This is a genomic window from Chryseolinea serpens, assembly GCF_900129725.1.
In the GTDB taxonomy this organism is placed as follows: Bacteria; Bacteroidota; Bacteroidia; order Cytophagales; family Cyclobacteriaceae; genus Chryseolinea; species Chryseolinea serpens.
Map to the genome: position 1 here is coordinate 24,232 of NZ_FQWQ01000002.1, position 24,800 is coordinate 49,031.

A 24,800-nucleotide genomic window follows, 5' to 3' on the forward strand; every position below is an offset into this window, starting at 1 on the left:
AAATTATTGTTCCTGTAAAATTATAGCGGCATTACATCCCCCAAAACCCGACGCTGTTTTCAGGCAGGTCTTCAAGGTGCGCTGCTCCAACGTTCGAATAACATTCACCGGCTGCGACGTGCCCAGTGTTTCAAAACCCAGCGACGGCACCAGTTCATCGCGTTTCAGGCTTTCGGCGCTGATGATCATTTCCACTACACCGGCTGCACCGAGCGTATGGCCGAAATATCCCTTCAAACTGTGGAGCGGGATGTTTTCCATTCCTACGTGATTGAATGCCTTGGCTTCCATCTCGTCGTTATACAGCGTCGCGGTGCCATGGGCGCAGATGAAATCAATATCATGTTCGGTAAGCCCCGATTCCTGCAGCGCCTGGCGGATGGCAAACCCCAACTCCTCACCGGTGCGCGATGGCCCCGAGATGTGGTTGGCGTCGTTGCTCAAGCCACCGCCCAGGATCTCCACCGATGCTGAAACGCCCAACGCTTCCGGAGCTGTGGAGAGGATCATGACTGCGGCGCACTCGCCAAGGTTGATGCCTTTGCGCCCTGCGTCGAATGGCCGGCAGGGCTCTGCGGTTAGTGCCTGCAGGCTCTGAAAGCCCGAGATCACAAAACGGTTCAGCACATCGGCGCCAAGCACCACGGCGTGGTCGTATTGTCCCGACAACAGCAGTCTTCTTGCAACAATGGCGGCCATCACGCCCGAGATACAAGCGTTGGAGATCACCAATGGGTTGGGAATGCCGATGCGGTCGGCCAGCATCTTGGCTACGGCGTGGAGATGAATGCGGGGATGATTGGGTTTTCCGTCCTCTAAGAATGAGATATTCCCCTTCGTGGTGGAGAGGATAAAAACGGTGCGGTCTTTTGGAAGGGTGATGTTTTGCAGGGCTTGCTGCAACGCACGGTCGCACAGATATTCAAAACGCGACAACGGTGACGCTGGTAATTTCTCCGTCATCAACGCACCCGAAAAAGCCTGTTGGCTCAACGTTGCATCCTCCACACGGCGGATGCCGGAAATGCTTTTGCGGACCTTCGCATAGTTTTCTTCCGTGGTCCATCCCAACGGAGACACGATGCTATCGGCCACCATCCACACGCGCTTCATGCGTTGAAGTTCTGTTTTGATTTCCAGGCCTCGAAGAAAGCCGGTGTGGTGAATTGAAGTTCGAACGATTTTGCGTCGACAAACACTTGCGTGGAAGCGCCGGTGGCCACGAGATTCCGGTGGGTCGAATCGAACATGCGGTATTCGAAATGCAGCTTGGCGGCTGGGCTCGGCATGTAGATCGTTTCCACGATCACACTGTCGCCATAGCGCAATGGCTTTTTGTAGTCACAGTTGACCGACACCACGGGAACGGCCAACCCGTTTCGATAAAAGTCGAGATAGGAAATGCCGTGGACCTTCCCAAACGCCTCGCGGCCGTCTTCAAAATAGCGCAGGTAATGCCCGTGCCATACGATGCCCAGGGGATCGGCCTCGTTGAAGCGTACAAGAATCTCAGTTTGGTGGATCAACACAATTCGTTCCGTTAAAAAATCAAAATATAAAAAGACAGGTAGCTCCTGTCCGCTGTTCGTTATTAAGGGCGATAATATTTTTTACGCCACATTTCAAAACCATCTTTTTTGCTGCCGATCTTTTCCAGGACATCGAACAAGCAGCCTCCCCAGAAGTTACGCATCCCATTTCCATGTGGCGGCGCTACCATCCGTTCCGAAAACAGCACTTCTTTCGTATTGAGGTTGATGAAGGTGACATAAATGGAACCTTCTTTATTCGTCTTGTTGAAGCTCTCCACATTGAACATGAGCCCGATGCCACTCAAGCCGCTCAGGTCGTAGCCGGCGATGATCTCGTCGATGTCGGAAACTTTCAGGTGCAGGTAGTCTTTTTCTGCATCCGAAAACATGCTCAGCACATCCAACTCGGAGTTGTGGGCTTTCACCGCTTGCAGGTTGTTCTCCACCTTCTTGCGGCCGATGGCCCTGGCGATGTCGTATTTGTCGGGCTCTTTCAGGATGAGATCATTCCAGGCATCCAACAAGTGACGCACGTCCGACTCGGAGCCGAATTTCTCGCGGTCGCCGATAAAGTTTGCGCGCGAAAAGTCCAGGCCCAGCCAGGTCACGGGCACCTCAGGGCGAAACACATCGCTCTTGGTTTGCGCCTTCGCAGAGAAGGCCGTCAACACGAAAAACAGGAATGCGATTCTTTTCAGGTTCATATCTCTGGTTTTTAGGATTGCAGCTTGGCGAAGATCCGCATCTCGCAAGACGCCAGCACGTTTCCATCCTGCTCCACCTTACCTTGCACCACCGTGATGTCCAGCACTTTGTTGACGATCTCCACCGAGGTGGTGATGGTCGTATTTTCTTTCGGGAGACCCGCGATCTTCAGGTTCTTTACGGCCGCGATATAGCCGATGGGAATGGGAATATTTTTCTTCGAGCATTGATAGCCCACATGCACGGCGGCGGTCTGCGCGATGTTCTCCACCAGACCCGGCTCCATAAAGTGGCCCGCGGAGACGAAAAGGTTTGTGGGGTCAATGGCAAGCTGGGTCACCGCACGGGTGTCGCTTGCTTCCAGCAGGTTGTGCACCATCACAATGGGATTGCGCTGGGGAATGTATTGGAGGATGTCGGTTTGGTTTGCTAACATTGGCAGCGCAAAAATTGATTATTTTCCCCAAAAGTTAAAATAATTAAACCACTGATCGGGGTAGGCCCGCACTTTTTGTTCCAGCTCGCCCACAAATGCCGACAGGAGGCGCTCCATGAATTCAGCCTTCGTTTCGTCGTCCTTCCGGGTGAGCAGGCTGCTGCCAAAAAAGTGATAGTGGGTCGATGTTTCCTTGAAGGCAAACACGATGGAGACCGGCACGCGGAAACTGGCCGACAACAGGAACGGCCCGATGGGGAACGGCGCCTCGTCGCCCAGCAATTTCTTGTAGGTGATCTTATTGCCCTCCAGGAAGCGGTCGGCATGGAGGCAGATCAGCTCGTTGTTCTGCAGGGCCTCGCCCATGGCAAATACGTGTGACATGTCTTCCTTGATGACGATGATGCGGAGGTTGCGTCCACCGGTCACGCTTTCCAGGTAGTCTTTGATGCGTTGGTGCTCGCCGTCGAACATGACCACGTTCACGCGGGTGTCGAGGCGGCGCAGCAGGTGGCCGGCAGCTTCCCAGTTGCCCACGTGGGCGCTCAGCAAGATCCCCCCTTTGCCACCGCGGACGATCTCGCGAAGGTTCTCCTCGCCGTCAAAATCGTAGGTAAAGCGGTTCCCGATACCCGCCATGACCACCACTTTGTCGAGCAGGGTCTGGCCAAAGATGTAATAGTTCCGGTAGACCTTGAAAATGGATTTCAGCACACCATAGCCGTGACGCCGGCGGAAATAGGCGTAGATGGGACGCGTAGAACTCCAGGAAAAAAGAAAGTAATAGAAGGCTACAAAACGCAGCACAACATAGGCAGGCAAGACACCCAATGTCTTGATGATGAAAACAAAAATCCGATACCCCAACGGGGTGCCTTTGGATTTACCCTGCCAGCGCGGCATATCTTCGGTTAGGCTACTTTTTCGCCTACACGGTGCTCTACGTAGTCGTAGAAGCTTTGAAAGGTGTCGATGTTTGTAAAGTCTTCGGGTTTCACTTTGAAACCGAAGTTGCTTTCGATCACTACCACCAGATCAATGTAGTCGAGGCTGTCGAGTTCCAGCGTTTCACGCAGGTTGGCGGCCGGCGTGATCTTGCCGGGGTCCACTTCAAACTCTTCTACCAAAAAACCGTTGATCTTGTCAACAATAAATTTTGTTTCCATCACTTATTTGCTCCACTTTTTAACTATCAAAGTCGAATTCGTTCCTCCGAAACCGAAAGAATTAGACAAAAATACATCAATATTTTTATTCATCGTCTTCGCCACAATATTGAGGCGTGCTGAATCTTCGTCCGGTGTTTCAAAATTTATGTTTGGAGCGATAAAACCGTTTTCCATCATGAGCATGGAATAGACGATTTCGCTTGCGCCGGCCATCCAGCACTCGTGTCCGGTCATTGACTTGGTTGAGCTGACCGGTGTATGATTTTCTCCAAAAACATCAAATATCGCCTTCGCTTCGCTCGCATCGCCTGCCGGTGTGGAAGTGGCGTGTGCATTTACGTAATCGATTTCGCTGGGTTTAAGACCCGAACTCTTCATCGCCATGCGCAACGAACGGGCGGGACCTTGCACGGTGGGATTGGAGATGTGTTCGCCATTGGACGAGAAGCCATAGCCGATCACCTCCGCTAATATTTTCGCCCCGCGTTTCTGTGCCGATTCCAGGCTCTCCAAAATCACGGTGGCAGCTCCCCCGCTGGGCACCAGGCCGTCGCGGTGTTTGTCGAAGGGGCGCGAAGCTGCGGTGGGGTTATCGTGGCGGATAGAGAAAGCGCCGAGGGCGTCGAAATTGCCCATCGAGTAGACGTTCGTCTCCTGTGCTCCTCCACAGATGATGCAATCCTGCATGCCATTGCGGATGAACATGGCTCCCATGCCAATGGCGTGCGATCCGCTGGCGCAGGCAGCACTCACGGTGAAATTGATTCCTTTGAGCCTGAAAATGGTGGCCAGGTTCATGTTCACGGTCGAGTTGAGCACCTGGAACACGTTGCCGGAGCCCACCATCATAGTGTCTTTCTTCTCGCGGATAATGTCCACGGCTTCGATCACGGGCGCAGCCGAGCTGTCGTTGCCATAGATGATGCCCAGTTCGTGCTGATCGATGAAGTCCTGGTCGATGCCGGCCTGGGCCAGCGCCTGGGTGGTCGCCATGTAGGCATATTCCCCCTGTTCGGGTAACATCACGCGAGCACGGCGGTCCAGCACGCCTTTCAGGGCAGGTCTTTCCACAAACCCCGTGAGGCTGGAGCGATAGCCCATTTCCGTACGCTTGGGATCGAGGATGATGCCGGATTTTCCGGCATACAGCGACTGCTGCACTTCCTCCAGGCTTTTGCCGATGCACGAGTAAATCCCCAGACCTGTTATGACGACTCTGTTCATTCAGAATTAATACGCTAAATCACCATGCCAAACACCTTTTATCGGCATGCATACCATTACTTCAATCCGCAAAAATATAGTTTAAATTCGTGATTATCCTAACCACCCTCCGCAAAGTAGATGTATAAAATTCTCTACACTTTGGTCAGGGGATCAGGAGTAAAGCCCTCCGTTGATGGAGATGACGTTTCCCGTGATGTAAGAAGCTCTCGTCGATGCCAGGAACACCACGGCGTCGGCTACTTCTTCGGGTTCGCCAAAACGTTTCATGGGCACCATGGCCTTCAATTCGGCCTCGTTCAAGTCCTGCGTCATGTCGGTTTTGATAAAGCCCGGCGCCACGGCGTTGACGGTCACTCCCCGGCGAGCCACTTCCTGCGCCAGTGCCTTGGTGGCACCGATCACGCCGGCTTTTGCCGCCGAATAGTTGGTTTGTCCCGGCATGCCCTTCAGGCCCGACAGCGACACCACGCTCACGACACGACCATATTTGTTGGCCAACATGCCATTAATCACCTGGCGCGTAACATAATAGAAAGCGTCCAGGCTGGAGCCCAGCACGTTCTTCCATTGCTGGTCGGTCATCCAGATCATGAGGGCGTCTTCGCGGATGCCGGCGTTGTTCACCAGCACCTCGATCACTTTGTCCTTGTTGGTTTCCACCCAGCCTCCCAACACCGCATCCACATCGGTTTTGTTGCCCACATCGAACTTCAGCGTCTCGGCCGTAACATTCTTCTCGCGCACCAGCTCGGCTGTTTTAGCCGCCTCGGCGTCGTTGCTCTTGTAGTTGATCAGGATGTGATAGCCTTGCTCGGCCAACTTCACGCACACGGCGCGTCCTATGCCTCGCGAACCCCCGGTAACTAATGCGTATTTCATCTATAATTTTGTAGTTGAGCCCAACGTCACTAAATATTTGCGCACAGCCTGGATGTCTTTATACAACGGCTTATCCTCCAGGACAGGCCCCACCACGGCACGGACCTCCTCATAGAACTTATGCGTGAACGACGACAAACGTGGCTGACACTTCAGGAAGTCGATGGCCTGCGCCAAGGCGATGGTTTGGATGGCCAGCACGTCAAAACCGTTGTCGATCACTTTGCGGGTCATCAAAGCGGCATTGCAGCCCATGCTCACGATGTCCTGGTTGTCGTTGTTGTTGGAGATGCTGTGGAGGTACATGGGGAACGACAGCGTCTGGTTCTCGGCCGTGGTCGAGGTGGCGGTGAATTGCATGCCCTGCAAGCCCAGGTTCAACCCCAGCGTGCCCAGGTTGATGAACGGCGACAGCTTCTGGTTCAGCTTGTCGTTCAGCAGATAATTCAACTGGCGTTCCGACAGCATGGTGAGCTTGGTCATCACGATCTTGAGCTTGTCCATGGCCAGCGACACATAGTCGCCGTGGAAGTTGCCACCGTGGTAGACGTTCTCGCGTTCATGGTCGATCACGGGATTGTCATTGACGGAGTTCACCTCGTCTTCCACCACTTTGCGGACCTCGGCCAGCGTGTCGTACACGGGTCCCAGAATTTGGGGAACACAGCGCAGCGAGTAGTATTCCTGCACCTTGTCGGTGAAGATGGCCTCTTCGATCTTGCGGTGGTATAAATGGTCGGGACGTTTGCGGATCAGTTTGCTGTCGTGCAGCAGGGTGCGAATGGATTCGGCGACCTTGGATTGGCCGGGGTGATGCTTCACATGGTTCAGCTCCAGCGAGAAGTGATCGTCGAACGACTTCATCAACTCGTTGGTGATGGCCGAAAGGATCACCGAGCAGGTGAACAGGTATTGTGCATGGATGAGGTTGACCATGCCGATGCCGGTCATGGCCGACGTGCCGTTCATGAGGGCCAGGCCTTCGCGAAGGTGCACATCCAGCGGGGTGATCTTGCGGGCGGCGTAAACTTCTTTGGTGGATTGCAACTTACCGTCTACCAGCACTTCGCCTTCGCCGATCAGGTTCAGGGCCAGGTGGGCGAGCTGCACCAGGTCGCCGCTGGCACCCACGCCACCGCGCTCGAAGATGCAGGCGCTGATGCGGGCATTGAGTAGGTCGCGCAGCAGGGCAACGGCGCTAGGGTGAACACCCGAGGAAGCCTGCATGAGACTGCTCAGGCGCGCGAGCATGGTTGCCCGCGACAGATCTTCGGCGATGGGCTGGCCCGCACCGGAGCTGTGGCTGCGAATGAGGTTGAATTGCAGTTGACGCTGATCGTCTTCGCTGATCTTATATTGTGCCATCGGCCCCAGGCCGGTGTTGATCCCGTAGATGATCTTGTGCTGGGAGTAGGACTTCAGAAAGGTGAAATTATGCTCTACTTTCTTCACTGCGGCACTGTCCAATTCCACAACTTCTCCCTGATAGAGAACCTTTTCGAAATCCGCCACTGACAGCTTCTCCTGTCCTACTTTGATCATATGCGCTAATACTGGTTTAAAGATCGAGGTTTAAAACGGGCGCAAAATAGTAAAGACGAGTGTAATAATCACACGAATGGGTTCGTTTGGCCATATTTTGTTTACTTCCAACCGCCCGACAAACAAAGTCGCCACCCCAACCTGCCCCTACGCCACCCACACGTAATATTCTCCGCGAATAACATTCATCCCAAAATCGCTCGCTCGAAGTATGCAACCACCCGTCCTTTGTCGGGCAACGCCAACAAAGCGCATTCAGCAGCAAATCCCCATCAAAAAAATACCGCCTTTGTTGGTGTTCTTCACCAACAATCTCCTTCCAGCCACTCTATTCGAGCCAATCAGAGTTGGTCGTTTATCCCAATTCTCACCCATCGATATGAACAAGAAATTCCCATCTCCTCTCCCCATTACTATAAAATCCAGCACTTGAATATTTATACTCCTCCGGGAATTCACACCACCCCGCTTTGACGGGATTCAAATGAATATAATCAATCTTTTGCCTCATCACCTTTTCCGACCAAAGAGAGATCCCTAGCGAATTTCTTTCCCAAATCTGATATTTACGATCTCGTGCCTCGACCCGTAATTCTCTTTGCAGGGATGAATTTTCATTTCTCAAAATTTTGAGAATCTGTTGACTTGTAAATCTTAAAAAATCGCGTTGCACATTTTCTCTGGAATGATCACCGAGAATTTGCCAAATCAAATGCATATGATTTTGCATAATGACGAAGGCATAGATGGTCGCACGGTTTGTCATACTTAAGAAAGATAAACTGGAGATGATTATATCTTTGAAACGATCATCCGCCAATACGGGCTTCCACTTCAGGCAAGTGATGGTGACGAATTCGGGATGCGTCTTGGCGTGAACAAAGTTTTCTTTTTCCATGGGCGATGGAAAATAGCCATGCGTACTGCATTGGTTTTGCAGTGGTGTTTTTTATCGGAACATTTTATGCGGGGTAAATTTGGGGAGGGGCATCAAATTGGGGATGACGAAAAGTTAGTTGATGAATTTCATATGTGGCGGCAGAACTTGTTGGTGAAGAACACCAACAAGGGCGATGGGGTGAATTTGGTGAGGGCGCCAAATTGGGGATGACGAAAAGTTAGTTGATGAATTTCATGTGTGGCGACCGAAACTTGTTGGTGAAGAACACCAACAAGGGCGATGGGGTGAATTTGGTGAGGGGCACCAAATTGGGGGTGACTAAAGTTAGTTGATGAATTTCATGTGTGGCGGCCGAAACTTGTTGGTGAAGAACACCAACAAGGGCGATGGGGTGAATTTGGTGAGGGGCACCAAATTGGGGGTGACTAAAGTTAGTTGATGAATTTCATGTGTGGCGGCCGAAACTTGTTGGTGAAGAACACCAACAAGGGCGATGGAACACCAACAAGGCGTTAGGGTTATTTGCCAAACGACTCCACCTTATAATCCAAGTTCGTTCCGAACACGGGGAAGCTGATTTTGAGCATGGCGTAGAAGCCCCGGCCTTGGAGGCTGGGGCGGTAGCCTACTTCGCCGCCGTAGGACCAGCTGAACATGCGGTTGAAGCGGCCGTCCATGCCGAGGCGGAAGCCGAGCATTTTGGTTTTGAGGGGGCTGATGTCGTAGGTGTGGGTGCCGGCGTTGGGGCTGTTGGGGTCGGCGTCGGTGTAGACGATGTTGTCGATTTTTATCGAGGGGGCTACCAGCACGTCAAAGTAGGCGGTGAAGATGAGGTCGTCGAGGCCTTCTTCGAATTTGTCGAAGTTAACGGCTACGTTTTTGATCCAGGTCATGGATCCGCCCACATACAATCCTTTGGAGGCGATGTTGCTGAAGACGTCGAAGGTTTCGTTGCGGCCGTTCACAAAGATGGTCTTGGGGAGGCCCACGCCTTCGGAGTTTTTCAGGTCGGCGTTGGTGAGTCCTTGTTTTTCGAGGGCGCGGCCGATGTCGGTAGAGCTGTCCCAGATGATGGCGCCTAAGCGGGCTCCGTAGATCTTGCGCACTTTGCAGGGCACTTCGGCGCTGAGGGGAACGCGGGCGGCCCATTTGTTGCCTTTGTAGCTGTTCTTGTAGAGGAACATCTTGGTTTTAGAACTTTCCTCGAAATCCTTGATGTGATAGGTGCCACCGAATTCATAGTAGTTGAATACTTCGGCGCGGTTGTCCACGTCGCTTCGCTTCACGGCGAAGTCGCGGGCCATGTCGAAGAACTGTTGGCTGTAGCTTTTGCGGAAGGCTACCCGGAAATCGGCTTTGTCCTTGTGATAGTAGACTGCCTCGGCGCCAAAGCCGGCCGTGACGTTGGTCACGAACATCTCGGCGTAGAGGGGTTGGATGCCCACAAACAGCTTGTTGACCGAATAGGGTTCGTCGTATAGCTCTTCGTAGGTAACGGCGGTTTTATCCTTTCGTTCGCCCTGTGCAAAAAGATTGACGGAAGCCGTCAAAAACACAGCTATCAAGATTAAAAAGCGATGGTTCATAACCTTCGTAAATTGGGTATAATAGGTAAAAATAGTAAATCTCCGGGTAAAAATTAGTCCCTATACATACGGCTAGCCCGACAGATGTAATACTTTGATGCAAAATTACCTCGTTTGGGGCCTCGCAAGGTCCCCAATCAGGCGTCATCGGACCTAGTTCGCCCCTTTCTCCAGGCGCTTCTTCAGCTCTTCCAACTCCTTCAACTTCGAAATGACTTCGGCCTCCTTGCGCTTGCGGTCGGTAATATCCTCGAACATACCCAATACGGCCACTACTTCGCCGTGCTTGTTGGTAACGGGTACTTTACTGGTCAACACCCACGATTCCTCGCCTGCGCTGTTCACGTTGCGTTCCTCCTGGTCCAGGCGGGGCACCCGGCTGTTCATCACCGCCAGGTCGTCGGCGCGGTAGGCTTCGGCGTGTTCTTTCCAGGGCATGTCGAAGTCGGTGCGGCCCACCATATCCTTGTAGGATTTGAGCCCGGCCACCTGCGCAAAAATGCGGTTGGCTCCCTGGAAGCGAAGGTCTTTGTCTTTCCAGAATACGGCGCGGGGAATGTTGTCGATGATGGCCTGCATGGTCTCCTGGTCGTCGCCGAGCTTGTCGAGCATGAGGTTGATCTTGGAGGTGTTGTAGGCCACGGTGAGGAGGTCGGCACACGACTTCAGGAACTCCACGTCCTCTTCGGTCCACTCCTTTTGTTCGTTCTGTTGTTCGCAGCAGATCACGCCGGCGATCTTGCCTTCGTTGAAGAAAGGCACGTCCAGCATGGACTGAATGCCCAGCGGTCTCAGGTACACATCCGAAAACTCGCGGGTAGCGGTATGGGTATTCGCATCGTTGGCGATGATGATCTCCTCGCTGGTGACGGCCTCGAAATAGCTGGGGAAGTCACGGCCGTGCAACTCCGATCCCGATTCGAAGGTGCCTTTGCTGTGTTGGTATAATTTCTCCTGGCGGATCGTGTTCTCCTTGGAATGATACGTCCAGATGCTGCTCCGCGATACGCCCAACTGGCGGCTGATGGTGCTGGTGATCTTCTCCAACGAAGCGTTCCAGTTGCCGTCCTGAATATCTTTGTTCTTGGTGAGTTCCATCAGCACGGTGCGATTCTTCTGGCTGATCTCGTTGCGCCGTTTCTCGCCGTCGAGCATGTTCTGGATGTGCTTTTCCTTGCGCCGCATTTCTTCCTGCGTGGCTTCCAGCTCTTCCATGTTCTGGCGCATTTCTTCTTCCTGGGCGCGCATTTCCTCGGCTTGTTGTTGCGTGCGCTCCAGCAAGAGCCGTGTGCTTTCGCTGATGCGTACCGACGAGATGGTGGACGCGATGCTCTCCGTTAGTTTCTCCACCAATTCAATTTCGTGTGGTTCATATTTTCCGAAGGTGGCGAGTTCCATCACACCAAAGATCTTGTCGTTCACTTTGAGCGGCACCAGCAATAAAGCGTTGGGTGTCGACCCTCCTAAGCCAGAGGTGATGGTGACATATTCCGCGGGCACTTCCAGCAAATAGATGCGTTCGCCTTCGAGAAAGCTCTGGCCTACCAGGCCTTCGCCAACGCTCACTTGCTTCCTCAGAAATTTCTTGCGCTCAAAGGCGTAGCAGGCGACCAATTCCAGGAACTTCTCGCCTTCGCTCTCTTCATTGAGAACAAACAGGCCACCCTGGTTGCTCTTGGTATATTTTACAACAAACTTGATGATGTTGTCGAACAGTTCTTCGGTGGTGCCGGTGGAGGCACGTAAGATTTCTCCGATTTGTGCCAATCCGGAGGTCGACCAGTTGCGCCGGCGGTCTTCTTCGGCGTTCACGCGGAGTTTGTCGCGCATGGTGAGCAGCGTGGTGCCCAGTGAGCCACTGCTCTCTTCGTCCAGGCTGAGGTCGGCCGTGTAGTTGCCGGCGGAGATGGCTTCGATGAAGCCCGAGAGCGATGCCACGGCGCGGCCTTGTTGTTCGGAACGCGATTCATGTTCAACGACCAATTTCGTGGCGCTGCTTTGCAGGCGGTACAGGAACAGGCAGAGCGCTCCAAAGGCCACCACGAGCAACGCGATGGACAACCAGGAGAGCATGCTCAGCGAAGAAGCATCGGTGGATGTGCCTTGTTGAATGTGGTCAACCAGTCTGTCGAGGGTGGCCAGGAAGGATTCGAATGCAGCATCAAATTGCTGATCGGCCGCGTCGCCGGCGTGACTCCCGGCAACGGCTGCCGTACTGTCGGTGGCCGCAATGCCTGCCTTCTTGTTCTTGTAGCGATCCTGCCCCGACTCGATCAATTTCTCTATGGCAAAGATCGATTCTTTCAGCAATGCCTTGGTCTCTTCTTCGTCGATCGCGCCCAGGTTGCCCACCTCGGTTTGCTTGCCGTCGTAGGTGCCTTGCAGGATGGCGCCGGAAGCTTTCAGCGGGCCCACCACATCGCGTTCGAAGTTGAGGCTTTGGTCGCCGCCCATCAACTCTTCAAACGACAGGTGTGCTTTGGTGACACGGTTCTTGATGTTGTCGCCCAGGGTGATGAAAGGAAGGTTGTGTTGGTAGGTGGCGAGTGTTCTGCGTTGAACATAACCGATAAGAAGGGTTATGATCAGGCCCGTGAGGGCAAATCCGATGGTGTACTTGAAGGCACGATTTCTCATTGGCGCTACAGGATGATCGTAGTTTTAGGTCGTTAAAAGACGAAGAAGGCTTTTGTTGAAAAGTTAGGTAATTATAGGGGGAAAAGAAAAGATTTGAAAGCAGGCGCAAGACAAATCAAACGTTTTAAATGTAGGAAAAGCATGCATTTTCAACGAATTGACCAACCTAAACCTGCGCCGTTCGCTTGCCCCGAAGAACACGTGGCGTTTGCCGGTTGTAGGAATATTGACAGAACGTTCAAAAACATCACAGGCTCTTCAACGCCAGCTCGCTTGCCTTCAACACCCGGCCCACGGCTTCATCGTCGATGGCCGCCGAAACAAACATCGCTTCGTATTGCGACGGCGCCATGTAGATGCCTTGCTGCAGCATCGACTGAAAATATTTTGCGAACTGCAACGTGTCGGAAGTCTTGGCCGTGTCGAAGTCGATCACGATCTGGTCGGTAAAAAAGAGGGTGAACATGGAGCCCACCTGGTTGACAGTGTAGTTCAATCCCTTCTTGAAAAGTTGTTGCCGGATGCCGCCCACGATCGCGCTGGTGGCCGTGTTGATCTGGTGGTAGACGGAGGGATTGTTTTTCAATTCCTTTAACATCGCCAAGCCTGCTGCCATGGCCAGGGGGTTTCCCGACAAGGTGCCCGCCTGATAGATCGGTCCTGCCGGCGACACCGCTTCCATGATCTCTCTCCTTCCGCCATACGCGCCCACCGGCAAGCCGCCGCCGATGATCTTGCCCAGCGTGGTGAGATCGGGCTTGATGCTGTACAACTCCTGTGCTCCACCCAAGGCCAGCCGGAAACCGGTCATCACCTCGTCGAAGATGAGGAGGATCTTATGTTTGTCGCAGAGTGCGCACAACCCTTGCAGGTAGCCGGGTTGAGGAGCCACACATCCCATGTTGCCTACCACGGGTTCCAGGATGATGGCCGCTACTTCGCCGTGGTTCTCTTCCACCAATTTCTCCATCGCCCGCATGTCGTTGAAAGGCGCGATGAGCGTGTCCTTGGCCGTGCCTTTGGTAACACCCGGGCTATCGGGCGTGCCGAAGGTCATGGCGCCGCTGCCAGCGGCGATCAGGAAGGAGTCGCCGTGGCCGTGGTAGCAGCCTTCCATCTTGATGATCTTGTCGCGGCCGGTGTAGCCCCGCGCCACGCGGATGGCCGACATGGTGGCTTCGGTGCCCGAGTTCACCATGCGTACTTTTTCTACGGAGGGAATGATCGAGCAGATCAGTTCCGCCATCTCCACTTCCCTTGCCGTGGGCGCTCCGAACGATGGCGATGTGGCCAGCGCTTCTTTTACCGCTTCTTCAACGGCCGGATGCGCGTGCCCCAGGATCATGGGACCCCAGGAATTGATGAGGTCAATAAATTCGTTGCCATCCTCGTCGTAAAGGAATGCTCCCTTGGCGCGCTTCATGAACAACGGGTTGCCCCCTACCGCGCGAAAGGCCCTGACGGGTGAATTCACTCCGCCGGGGATGAAATGTTTGGCGCGTTCAAACAAGGATTTGCTCTTGGAAAAGTCTTTCATGGTGAAATCGGTTATCGCTCCATGCCGTTGCACAGCGACGTCACGGAAGCTTGTTGTCGGGAGTAGATCGAAAAGGTTTCATGGTTGGATCACCGGCGCTCCAGCACCTTCATCTCACCTTCTTCAAAGCGGACAAACGGAACCAGTTCGTTGCTTCGGCCTTGCTGATAGTTGTAGCCCTCGGTGAGGTTACCGGGAATGATGCCCTCTTTGGCCAGGGCATCCTGGAAGTACACGCCGTTCTTCTTCAGCTCGTTGCCCACGAAGAGCATATACGCATAGCCCAGGACGGCATAGTTCGACGGCGCGCGACCGTGAGTTTTGATATATTTCCGGACAAAGGTCTTTGCCAGGGGTTTGTTCTGATCCACAAAGTTTGGCGAGGCCAACACCACCGAAAGGTTCTGGAATTTCTCCAGGTCCACGGCCGTTTGATCCAGCCAGGTTTCAGATCCCAGCACGGTGATGTCATCCTTGCGCGTCTCTATGCTGCTGAGCACTTTGGCGTAGATGAGGGCATCGTCGGAGGCGACATAGATGCTTCCGACGCTGTCTTTCTTCAGCGTGAATTGTTTGGGGTAGTGAAACTCGTCATACTCCGTGGGCGTGGCCAGCGTCGTGAAGATCATCTGTGAGCCTTCTTTGGACACACGGTGCGCCTTCATGATCTTGAAGTTTTTTTCTTTGGCGGCTTGCATGAAGTTGGCGGCCAACACCGAGTCGCGCTTGCTGGTGCCATAAAACACGAGGCAGTTTTTCTTTTTCACATTGTCGGCCATGAACTCGCCCGACTTCCTTCCCAGGATCTCCAGCGAAGGCTGATATAAAAAAGCATAGGGATTGTTGCCGATGAGCTCGCTGTTGTTGTGCACCGGGTTGAAGACGTTGATGCGGTTGGCCAGCGAAAAGTCGGTGATGAGTTTGCTTTCTTCCATGAAGAAAGGGCCGGCAATGAGGTCGGTGCTTTTCAGCTCCTCGGTGTTGAGGATCGATTTGATCTTCTCCAGGTTGCGTTCCGTGTCGTAGGCGCGGAAGCTGATCTTCACCCCTTGCTTGGCCAGTGTGTCCACCGCCAGCTTCATGCCCTCGTACAGATCCAGCACGCTTTGGTTGCGTTTTTTCACCGGCGAGGCATCCAGTGTGTTGACCATAAAGGGCAATAACGCGGAGATCGTATAGGTATCTTTAAAGTAAGACTTCGGCGCCTCGGGAATAAAGCCGGCGCGGTCGAGGTTGAATTTTTTGATCACCGATTCCAGCAATTCTTTGTCCTCCGGTGTGGCGGGGTTTTTCGACAACGCCGTGGCCAGGGCCGTGCCCACAACGGGATCTTTGGGATATTCCTCCAGCATCATGCGAAGGGTCTCCACGTCGGTGATGGTGCTGATGTTCTTGGCCTTGATGGCTTCCGCGTCTTGCTGTAATTTTTTGTCTTGCAATCCGGCAAACATTTTCAGACCCTGGAAATAATCTTTCTCTTCCAGATTGATCTTGCCCAACCAGAAGTTCACTTCATCCATTTTGTCCCAAGTCGGGTGCAGGGTTTTGATTTGGACGAGGGTGGATTTGGCTACGGCTTTATAGTTCTGGTTATAGGCTGCCAGGGCATAGAAGAAGGATGCGTATTCGGAAAAGGGGTTGCCGGTGCTGTAGGGCATCAGGGGTTTGAAGCTTTCCATGGCCAGGTTCCACTTGCCTTCGCGGAACAAGGTCTTGGCGTTGAAGTATTGCTTCGTGAAATCCACTTGTGCAAAGGCGGCGCTTTGCAGGCATGCTATCAGAACAAAAAATAAAACTCCTTTTCTCAGCATAGTATTGACGTTAAAAAATAAGCGGTCGCATCGGTGTGAAGAGCGCTGGTGTCTGGTATCATCAGTGTGCACCCCCACAGTCTTGTTGGTGAAGAACACCAACAAGGGCACCTTGGTTATTCCCACTCGATGGTTGCCGGCGGTTTGGAGCTGATGTCGTAGACCACGCGGTTTACGCCTTTCACTTTATTGATGATGTCGCTCGACACGTTTGCTAAAAATTCGTAGGGCAAGTGTGCCCAGTCGGCTGTCATGCCGTCGGTGCTGGTCACGGCGCGGAGGCTGACCACGCGCTCGTAGGTGCGTTCGTCTCCCATGACACCCACCGATTGCACGGGGAGCAACATCGCGCCGGCTTGCCACACCTTGTCGTAAAGGCCGCTTTCGCGGAGGCCGCCGATGAAGATGCTGTCCACCTCCTGGAGGATGCGCACTTTGTCGGCCGTGATGTCGCCCAAAATGCGGATGCCGAGCCCCGGTCCGGGGAATGGGTGGCGTCCCAGGATGGTAGGGTCTATGCCCAACGTCTTGCCTACGATGCGCACCTCGTCTTTAAAGAGGGTGTTCAACGGCTCCACGATCTTCAGCTTCATCTTCTCCGGGAGACCGCCCACGTTGTGGTGCGATTTGATGGTTTGGGATGGACCATTCACCGACACCGACTCGATCACGTCGGGATAGATGGTGCCCTGCCCCAGCCACTTCACATCCTGGATAAGATGGGCTTCTTCGTCGAACACTTCAATAAAAGTTCTGCCAATGGCTTTACGCTTCGCCTCCGGTTCGGTCAGGTCTTTCAACGCCGCGTAGAATTTCTCACGGGCATCTACGCCCTTAATGTTCAGACCCATGTGCTGGTAGGAATCCAGCACTTGCTGGAACTCGTTCTTGCGCAACAATCCGTTATCTACAAAAATACAATGCAGGTTTTTGCCGATGGCCTTGTGGATGAGGGTGGCCGCTACCGTGGAATCCACGCCTCCCGACAACGCCATCACTACCTGGTCGTTGCCCAGTTTGGCTTTCAGGTCGGCGATGGTGCTCTCTACAAACTGGTCGGGCGTCCAATCCTGGGCGCAGCCGCAGATGTGGACCACGAAATTGCGCAGCAGGTTCTTGCCTTCGGTGGTGTGGGTCACCTCGGGGTGAAATTGAATTCCCCAAACGGCTTTGTCTTTTACTTTAAAGGCCGCCACCGCGACCGACGGCGTAGTGGCAATGATCTCAAAATTTGAAGGTACCGCGGCAATGGTGTCGGCGTGCGACATCCAAACCTGGGTATCGAGGGTCATTTCTTTTAAGAGGTCGTTGTGATGGTTCAGGGTCGAAAGACGGGCCCGGCCATATTCCCGCATCTGGGATGGCAGCACATTGCCGCCGCCGAGGTGGGCGATCAGTTGGGCGCCGTAGCACACCCCCAGCACGGGCACTTTTTCAAACGCCGACATATCGACGCTGGGTGCACCGTTGTCGCGCACCGAGCAGGGACTTCCGGAAAGGATCACGCCTTTGACGTCGGGGGTGAGTTTGGGGACTTTGTTGAAGGGGTGGATCTCGCAATACACGTTCAATTCTCTCACCCGGCGGGCGATCAATTGGGTGTATTGGGAACCGAAATCGAGGATCAGGATCTGTTGCGACATGGCTGCAAAGATAACAGAAGCCTCCGCGTGTGAACACCCGCGCCGCAAAAAATTCTAGCCGCTGTAAATCAACGCCTTACCCCTACCATTGCATCGACATGATGCCCACCGAAACCCCCACCGCCGAGAAACTGCTGTAGTTGTAGTCGTTGCTCTTGTTGGTGGAATAGTCATAATGGACGGCGGCCATCAATCCGATACGCTTCCGCGTGCTGATGCGCAGCAAAATGCCGGCTTCCGGGCGGGCCAGAAAGCCCCAGGCTGAGTGCTGGTCTTTATAAATATTGTAGAAAACGGTGTACTTGTTCTGGTTTGCCCCCAATCCCATCCCCACATAGCTGAAGAAGCGCTCGTTGGTGCTCTTGTGAAAGTAATATTGGCCGCTGGCCGCAAAAGACAGCTGATAGATGTAGTTGAAGTAGTCGGTGGTGATCGCTCCGGCTTGCTGCTGGAAAGTTTCCGTGGGTTTGTATTCGCTAAAAGTTGCCCAACTCATATCCAGGCCCGCCGAAAACTGGCGTTGCGATCCAAATACCGCCCGGTACCCGCCCCGGATGCCCCGCGTGGAGGTGGATCCGATCCAGTTCGTATTGGTCATGGGGGTGTTGACGTCCCAGTTCACAAAGAAATAATTCTCTTGCGCCTGCACCAACCCGCATCCGCAGGCCAGCGCGATGATGATCGCTATCTTTTTCATGTTATCTGCCGATGTAAGGTGATTGATGGAAGGCCTGGTCGATGGCGTCGACGGACTGTTGCACCAGGTTGATCGTGCTGTACACATCGCCCATGTAGGCCGTCCAGAGCACCCTCACCTTCTTGTCGGCGCCGATGTTCTTCAGGTCCACGATCTCTACCACCAGGGCACCCGTGTTCTGCGCGTAGGTGTTGACGTAAGGATAGTTATAATACGATCCATAATAGCCGTAGTAGGATGGATAGTAATAGCTGGGATAGACCACTTGCTGAAACAGGTTATAGTCGTTCACCACATACACGTTGATGCCCAGGTCGGGGTTGGCGTTCTTTTCCACCCGGGTATAGCCTACTTTGTTTAAATTCGTTGCCACCTGGTTGAGCACGGGGCGTGGATAGCCGGGGGTATCGTGTTCGGTCAGGATCGTGTCGTTAGGGTTGGCGTTGGAGATAAAACCGATGGTGTCGGTGGAGATGGAATAGGTGGCGTAGTCGGTGAAGTTCACTTCGGTGTCGTAGTGGGTTTGCACGACAAGCTGGTCCAGCAGTTTCATGTTGTCGGGCGTAGGCTCACAAGCCCAGGCTAACCCCGCGACAAGGGCGAATAAAAAGAAGTTCTTTTTCATATTCATTTTCCTGAGAATAAAACGCATGAAGGTGGGGGGAAATTGCACCTCCTCCTTTAGACACAAAATGGGGGCGAATGGTTTAAGGAGTAGTGGAAAAAATAACAAAAAGCCTCAAGAAGAACAAACGCAAGGGTCTTCCTGTTTTGGGGTCCACCTGCGACGGTGCGGACCATGGCGCTTCAGGAAAGCATCGTTTCGAAATAATTATTTAAATTGATTGGATAAGAAAAGTTAACCAGAGAACCCCCTGACCCTTCAAAAGAAACTATGATGTGGGCTAATTATTTAAAAACCGCTGTTCGCAATCAGCTGCGAAACAAAGCCTTTTCTGCGATCAATATTTCCGGTCTTGTTATAGGACTTACCGCATGTCTTTTTATCTATCAATTTGTAAGCTTCGAATGGAGCTATGATCGTTTTCATTCGAAGAGCGATCAAATTTACAGAGTCATCGATGATGTGGATTATCAAGGAAAGCAGATCCAGCATGGCACCATGACCTATCCGGCGGTAGGCGCCCTGATGGCGAAGGACTACGAGGAGATTGCCCTCCACACCCGCATGCTCGTGCCTTTTGGAGAATCGATTGTTAAGGCAAATAACCAGGTCTACCTGGGCGATAAATGCCTTTTTGTCGACGAACATTTTCTTTCGGTGTTTGACTTTCCGCTGGTGGCCGGACAACCTTCTGTGTTGCAGGAAAAATATACGGCCATTTTAAGTGAGTCCATGGCGAAGAAATATTTCGGCCAGGCCGATGCACAATCACTTATCGGAAAAGAATTCTTCTGGAGCACAGAGCCGACGCCTTATACCGTCAAGGCTATCGCTAAGGATGTTCCCGAAAATTCCCACCTGCAATTCGACGTGCTCATCTCCTATGCTTCATTGTATCACCCCGACAATCGCAGCTTTGAGGAGAGCCTGACAGAAAAACCATATGTACGGCATTATCTATTACTCCATCCCGAAACGGATGATCAGGTTCTCGAAGAAAAATTTATAGCCTTCTCCCAACGCTACTTTACAGCCGATAAAGCGGTGGGGAAAGTGCACGCCTTCACTTTACAACCTTTAAAACAGGTGCACTTATATTCTGACTATGCATACGAGTACGCACAAACCAGCAGCGGTAAGGTGGTCTGGGCTACGGTATGGATCGCCGGTATTATCCTCGTGATTGCCTGGATCAATTACATCAACCTCACCACATCCAGATCGCTCGACCGGGCCAAGGAAGTGGGTGTGCGAAAAGTAATGGGTGCCAATGCCCGGCAATTGTTGAAGCAGTTTGTTTTTGAGTCCGTTCTCGTCACCACCTTGGCACTTTTGGCTGCTGTTCTGCTGGTGTTGTTGCTACAAAAGCCATTCAACGCGATCGTCGATGGCGACCGCTCGCTGTGGACCACCTTCGCGGCCCTGGATCCTAAAAGCATTATTATTCTTGTCGCAGCGTCCATCATCGGATTGGCGCTGTCTGGATTTTATCCTGCTTTTATATTATCGTCGTTTCAACCGGTCACAGTGCTGAAGGGCAAATTTCAACGCTCTGCGAAAGGGCAATTCATGCGAAAAATATTGGTGGTCTTTCAATTTACAGCGGCCTGCGCGCTGGTAACGGCCACCTTCATGGTGTCCCGTCAAATGGAATTTATGCGCAAAAAGGACATGGGTATCGCGATCGGGAATACGATGGTGGTCTCTCCGCCGATGAGGACCTTGTTTGACTCCACCTATCAGGGAAGAATGAAAACATTCAAGCACGCGTTGCAAGACCTTTCACAGGTGGTGAGCGTGACAACGTCCAGCCAAATTCCGGGAGCACGTCCCTACACGACTTCGGATATCCGATTGAACGAAGGACAGGAACGCTATACGGCAAATCAACTGGTCGTGGATGAAGACTTTTTCACAAATTATGAGGTCAAGCTTTTAGCGGGCAGGACGTTTGCGTTTTCGGATTGTAATTTCGATTGGAATAAGGTAAAGAATATAATCATTAACCGGAGCGCGATGAGTCTTTTCGGTCTGAATACGGAAAATGTACTTGATGCTAAAATATACATTGGCGATAAGGAATGGACGGTGGTGGGTGTCGTGGAGAATTTCCATCAGCAGTCCCTTCATACGGCCATAGAGCCGATGCTGTTCACGCCCGACTACGGACCTTTCAATCCAACTTCCGTAAAACTAACTGGTGGCGATCATCCGGCATCCATCCGGGAGATCAAGACGCTGTTCGAAAAATTCTTTCCCGATAATGCCTTCCAATATTATTTCCTGGAAGATCAGTTCAACAAGCAGTATAACGACGACCGGAAATTCAGCACGCTTACAAAAGTGTTTACGATCCTTTCTGTTATTATTTCGTGTCTTGGCCTTATCGGTCTTTCTACCTATACGGCCATACAACGCACAAAAGAGATTGGCATTCGGAAAGTATTAGGGGCGTCGGTCATGAGCATTATTGCTTTGCTGTCGATTGACTTTATTAAACTGGTGCTGGTGGCCGTGGTGCTATCGGTACCATTGGCCTATTTTGGTATGGAGGAATGGCTGAGCCGTTATGCCTACCGGATCAACCCTGGCGTACTCGTGTATGTAATGCCAATGGGAGGTATTTTGTTGATTGCTGCGGGCACGATCTGTGGGCAGGTTCTGAAAACAGCTAAACGCGATCCGGTAAGTACGCTGAAATATGAATAAATGTGCTGCCGGCTTTTCCGAAACGCGGACAGGATTATGCTATTAATTGAAATCACCGGATCGGTATGGAGACGTACAGGCCCATGGCCTTTTGCCCGTAAGACGGAATGATCGTAGCGCCGGAAAGATGTTTGTGATGCTTGCCCCATTTATACTGATGGGTCAGATACGCCAGGTTGGTGGACAAGATGCCGATGCCGGCTCCCGCCAGCACATCGGACATCCAGTGCCGGTTGTTGAGTACCCGCAGCACACCGATCCCCGCAGCCGTGGTATAACCGATAACGCTGTAGAGTGGATGTTCTTTTCCATATTCTTTGTGCAGGAACGTGGCGGCTGCAAAGGCCTGCGCCGTGTGGCCCGACGGAAATGATGTCGGCGCGCCAGTATCGGGCCGGGGAACGGCGGTCAGTTTTTTTAGCGGCAATACGAGGGCGGCCATGATCAATTCTGATTTGACCAGCAACACCGTGCGGTTGGCAAAGTCGTGTTCACCTTTCATGCCCAGGGCATTCAATCCATATACGGCGACGATGGGAGCATACTGGAGATAATCATCTGCATGCGTCCGGAACCTGGGCAGGTGTTCGTTGCGTTCTTCCTCGATTTCAAACCGGTCGAATACATCGTTGTCGGTCATGGTCACAAGTCCCGCACCGATCAACACGGAAGGCACTACCACTACTTTTTTCCATCCCTCACGATGCACCGTGGTGTCCGCGATCGACTGGGCCGACAGCGGTCTCGTTGCCAGGCCTGCGACCATCAAAAGCAAAGCAATGTGGTTTCTGCGGATCATACGGATAGCGGCACCTGGTATTTACCCCTAGTGCCCCCGGGGATGGTTCGACTCATGTTTCTCAAAATAAGAGACCGATTTTGTAGAATTTCTGGATTCAATCTCAGGCCAACAGGGGACGCGAAAAGTGCTCTCGGATGCCGGTTGTTGAAAAAACAAGGCAGGTTCCTGGGTAATTAACTATTTTAACCGCCAGCAACCGCATCGCATGAAACGAATCCTGTTAATTGAAGACGAGAGCAGCGTGGTCTCCTTTATAAAAAAGGGGCTTACCGAAGAGGGCTATGAAGTGAGCGTCGCACTCGATGGGCATCAGGGCATGCAGATGGCGCTGGCGCATGAATACGACCTCATTATTCTCGACATCATGCTACCCGGCAAAAATGGGCTGGACCTTTGCCGCGACATTCGTGCGCAAAACAAGAAAGTGGCCCTCCTCTTTCTCACCGCGTTGGGCACCGCCGAAAACATCGTGCTCGGCCTGGAGACCGGCGCCGACGACTATCTCGTAAAACCTTTCAAGTTCATTGAACTACTGGCACGCATCAAATCGCTCTTACGCAGAACGGAACCAGTACAGACGCCAAATGTCACGGTGCCTTCGCGTTTCGGGATCGCCGACCTGGAGCTCGATGATTTCACAAAAACCGTGACGCGGGCAGGTGTGGTGATCTCGCTAACCGCCACGGAATATCGCCTCCTATTTATGTTCCTCAAAAACCAACGTCGCGTACTTTCGCGCATGGAGATCCTCGAGCAGGTTTGGGGTGTGGATTTCGACATGGGCACCAACGTGGTGGACGTGTATGTGAACTTCCTGCGGAAAAAGCTGGAAGTCAATCAATCGTCACGCCTGCTGCACACGGTCGTCGGCATGGGCTATGTTTTGAAAGAAGAATGAAAACACAAACACGCATCGCACTCACGTTCTTTCTGGTCACGCTCACCCTTATGATCGTGCTCGGCAGCGGCGTCTATTTTTTTGTCATCAAGTATACCTTCAACGACTTTTATAAACGCCTGGAAACACGCGCCGTGTTGGCCGCCCGGATCCGGCTGGAGAATGAGCCCGCCTCGGCCACCGCTTTCCAGGAAATGCGCGACCGCATCCTGGAAAAGCTGCCACAGGAAGAGGACTACTTTTTTGAGATCACGTCCGGCAAGGATTTTCAGCAGGAGAGCCAATCGCTGAAGCTGCCCGTAAGTTTTTTCGACGAGATCGCTCGTGGAAAAACGTCGCGATATCAGAAAGGCCAAATATTTTTTTCAGGGATCTTATACCGGCAAGATCATCGCTCCTTTATTGTCATCGTCTCGGCAGAGAATTATTACTACTCGCACCACCTGACCAACCTGCGAAGCATTATGGGAATCGCCATCGTGGTGGTGGCGTTGTTGGTATTGTCGGTTTCCATTTGGTTTTCGCGCTATGTGTTTCTGCCCGTCCGCCAGATCACCAACCAGGTGAAGGATATCAATTCACAAAATCTACACCTTCGCTTGCAGGCCTCCAGCGTCCACGACGATGTGAATGAGCTGAAGAACACCTTCAACACCATGCTCGACCGGTTGGAAACATCGTTTGCCACACAAAACAATTTCATCAGCAATGCTTCCCATGAATTGGGCACGCCGCTCACGGCCATTATCGGCGAAGCAGACGTGGCACTTGCCAAGACACGCAGCCACGAGGAATATCGCGAAACCATCGGCATCATTCTAAACGAGGCCGAGCGATTGGAGCGGATCACAAAATCCCTGCTTTTCCTGGCACAGACCGGTTTTGATGGCAAGAAAGTGAAAATGGAGATCGTGCGCGTAGACCAGTTGGTCTGGGATGTGAAGGAGACCATCGAAAAGATGAATCCTAAAAACAAAGTGAATATCGATCTGAGCCTGATGCCCGACAATCACCTCAAACTAAAAATAAAAGGCAACTCGCAGCTGCTCCACCTGGCCATCTCCAACATCGTGAGCAATGGCTGCAAATATTCATCACACCAGCCCGTAAAGCTTTCCATCGGCTCAACCGACGACAGCGTGATCGTGGTGGTCCAGGACACCGGCATCGGCATTCCGCCATCGGAGATGGCCTATATCTACGACCCCTTCTATCGCGCTTCAAACACCCACAATTTTGAGGGCTACGGTATCGGCCTGCCCTTGGCGCGCAACATCATGCGACAGCATCGCGCCACGATCGTGGTGACCTCCGCGGTGAATGAAGGCACCACCGTACGCCTCACCTTTCCCCTCGAAAACATCGGCCAGCATTGAACGAACCCTCCGTTTCCAGCTCAGAAAGCCGTCTTTAATCACATTTTAATCCGCTTTCATGGCATTTTAATTTCATTTTTAAGCCGTC

Annotated in this window: 21 protein-coding genes; 3 read left to right on the forward strand and 18 right to left on the reverse strand. The window is 52.7% G+C overall.

Features of this window, described 5'->3' with window-relative positions:
• Window positions 1-3 precede the first annotated feature (3 nt).
• The 17 genes from BUB30_RS14195 to BUB30_RS14280 all read right to left on the reverse strand — a co-directional run bounded on the left by BUB30_RS14195 (window position 4) and on the right by BUB30_RS14280 (window position 18,927).
• A complete protein-coding gene (locus BUB30_RS14195) occupies window positions 4-1,113 on the reverse strand; it encodes a beta-ketoacyl-[acyl-carrier-protein] synthase family protein (protein ID WP_073135244.1) in 1,110 nt (369 codons plus the stop codon).
• Complete coding sequence (locus BUB30_RS14200; RefSeq protein ID WP_394334002.1) at window positions 1,110-1,529, reverse strand: acyl-CoA thioesterase; 420 nt, start codon at window positions 1,527-1,529, stop codon at window positions 1,110-1,112. Before BUB30_RS14200 ends, BUB30_RS14195 begins: the two co-directional genes overlap by 4 nt.
• Before the next feature lie 62 nt (window positions 1,530-1,591).
• A complete protein-coding gene (locus BUB30_RS14205; protein ID WP_073135248.1) occupies window positions 1,592-2,236 on the reverse strand; it encodes a hypothetical protein in 645 nt (214 codons plus the stop codon).
• Window positions 2,237-2,247: 11 nt separating this feature from the next.
• Window positions 2,248-2,673 (reverse strand): hotdog family protein, encoded by a 426-nt coding sequence (locus BUB30_RS14210; RefSeq protein ID WP_073135250.1) that lies wholly within the window; start codon window positions 2,671-2,673, stop codon window positions 2,248-2,250.
• 18 nt (window positions 2,674-2,691) lie between these two features.
• Entirely contained in the window at window positions 2,692-3,576 is an 885-nt protein-coding gene (locus BUB30_RS14215) for an LpxL/LpxP family acyltransferase (RefSeq protein ID WP_073135252.1), read from the reverse strand.
• An 8-nt stretch (window positions 3,577-3,584) separates the two neighbouring features.
• A complete protein-coding gene (locus BUB30_RS14220) occupies window positions 3,585-3,839 on the reverse strand; it encodes an acyl carrier protein (protein ID WP_073135254.1) in 255 nt (84 codons plus the stop codon).
• A gap of 3 nt (window positions 3,840-3,842) precedes the next feature.
• On the reverse strand, window positions 3,843-5,066 hold the full coding sequence (locus tag BUB30_RS14225) for a beta-ketoacyl-[acyl-carrier-protein] synthase family protein (RefSeq protein WP_073135256.1): 1,224 nt from the start codon (window positions 5,064-5,066) through the stop codon (window positions 3,843-3,845).
• Window positions 5,067-5,219: 153 nt separating this feature from the next.
• Window positions 5,220-5,948 (reverse strand): flexirubin biosynthesis SDR family reductase FlxB, encoded by a 729-nt coding sequence (fabG, locus tag BUB30_RS14230; RefSeq protein WP_073135258.1) that lies wholly within the window; start codon window positions 5,946-5,948, stop codon window positions 5,220-5,222.
• Window positions 5,949-7,490, reverse strand: coding sequence for a flexirubin biosynthesis tyrosine ammonia-lyase FlxA (locus BUB30_RS14235; protein ID WP_073135260.1), 1,542 nt, complete (start codon window positions 7,488-7,490; stop codon window positions 5,949-5,951). It lies immediately after the preceding gene.
• 367 nt (window positions 7,491-7,857) lie between these two features.
• Entirely contained in the window at window positions 7,858-8,388 is a 531-nt protein-coding gene (locus BUB30_RS14240; RefSeq protein WP_073135262.1) for an REP-associated tyrosine transposase, read from the reverse strand.
• A gap of 521 nt (window positions 8,389-8,909) precedes the next feature.
• Window positions 8,910-9,956 carry a hypothetical protein gene (locus tag BUB30_RS14250; RefSeq protein ID WP_143164928.1) on the reverse strand — a complete coding sequence of 349 codons (1,047 nt, stop codon included), beginning with the start codon at window positions 9,954-9,956 and terminating at the stop codon, window positions 8,910-8,912.
• Window positions 9,957-10,130: 174 nt separating this feature from the next.
• Complete coding sequence (locus BUB30_RS14255; protein ID WP_073135268.1) at window positions 10,131-12,614, reverse strand: GAF domain-containing protein; 2,484 nt, start codon at window positions 12,612-12,614, stop codon at window positions 10,131-10,133.
• 247 nt (window positions 12,615-12,861) lie between these two features.
• The gene (gene hemL, locus BUB30_RS14260) at window positions 12,862-14,151 is read right to left on the reverse strand and encodes a glutamate-1-semialdehyde 2,1-aminomutase (protein ID WP_073135270.1); all 1,290 of its coding nucleotides are present in this window, start codon (window positions 14,149-14,151) and stop codon (window positions 12,862-12,864) included.
• A gap of 89 nt (window positions 14,152-14,240) precedes the next feature.
• Window positions 14,241-15,962 carry an ABC transporter substrate-binding protein gene (locus BUB30_RS14265; protein ID WP_073135272.1) on the reverse strand — a complete coding sequence of 574 codons (1,722 nt, stop codon included), beginning with the start codon at window positions 15,960-15,962 and terminating at the stop codon, window positions 14,241-14,243.
• Window positions 15,963-16,078: 116 nt separating this feature from the next.
• A complete protein-coding gene (guaA, locus tag BUB30_RS14270) occupies window positions 16,079-17,605 on the reverse strand; it encodes a glutamine-hydrolyzing GMP synthase (protein ID WP_073135274.1) in 1,527 nt (508 codons plus the stop codon).
• Window positions 17,606-17,687: 82 nt separating this feature from the next.
• Window positions 17,688-18,302 carry an outer membrane beta-barrel protein gene (locus BUB30_RS14275; protein WP_073135276.1) on the reverse strand — a complete coding sequence of 205 codons (615 nt, stop codon included), beginning with the start codon at window positions 18,300-18,302 and terminating at the stop codon, window positions 17,688-17,690.
• Window position 18,303: 1 nt separating this feature from the next.
• A complete protein-coding gene (locus BUB30_RS14280) occupies window positions 18,304-18,927 on the reverse strand; it encodes a DUF4136 domain-containing protein (RefSeq protein ID WP_178377113.1) in 624 nt (207 codons plus the stop codon).
• Between the two features lie 270 nt (window positions 18,928-19,197).
• Between BUB30_RS14280 and BUB30_RS14285 the strand changes: the two genes are divergently transcribed.
• Window positions 19,198-21,636, forward strand: coding sequence for an ABC transporter permease (locus BUB30_RS14285; RefSeq protein ID WP_084138126.1), 2,439 nt, complete (start codon window positions 19,198-19,200; stop codon window positions 21,634-21,636).
• Between the two features lie 52 nt (window positions 21,637-21,688).
• Here BUB30_RS14285 and BUB30_RS14290 read toward each other — a convergent pair whose 3' ends face one another.
• Window positions 21,689-22,435, reverse strand: coding sequence for a phosphatase PAP2 family protein (locus tag BUB30_RS14290; RefSeq protein ID WP_084138127.1), 747 nt, complete (start codon window positions 22,433-22,435; stop codon window positions 21,689-21,691).
• 208 nt (window positions 22,436-22,643) lie between these two features.
• Between BUB30_RS14290 and BUB30_RS14295 the strand changes: the two genes are divergently transcribed.
• Both BUB30_RS14295 and BUB30_RS14300 read left to right on the forward strand, forming a co-directional pair.
• Window positions 22,644-23,336 (forward strand): response regulator transcription factor, encoded by a 693-nt coding sequence (locus BUB30_RS14295; protein ID WP_073135282.1) that lies wholly within the window; start codon window positions 22,644-22,646, stop codon window positions 23,334-23,336.
• The gene (locus BUB30_RS14300) at window positions 23,333-24,712 is read left to right on the forward strand and encodes a HAMP domain-containing sensor histidine kinase (protein WP_073135284.1); all 1,380 of its coding nucleotides are present in this window, start codon (window positions 23,333-23,335) and stop codon (window positions 24,710-24,712) included. Before BUB30_RS14295 ends, BUB30_RS14300 begins: the two co-directional genes overlap by 4 nt.
• Window positions 24,713-24,800 lie beyond the last annotated feature (88 nt).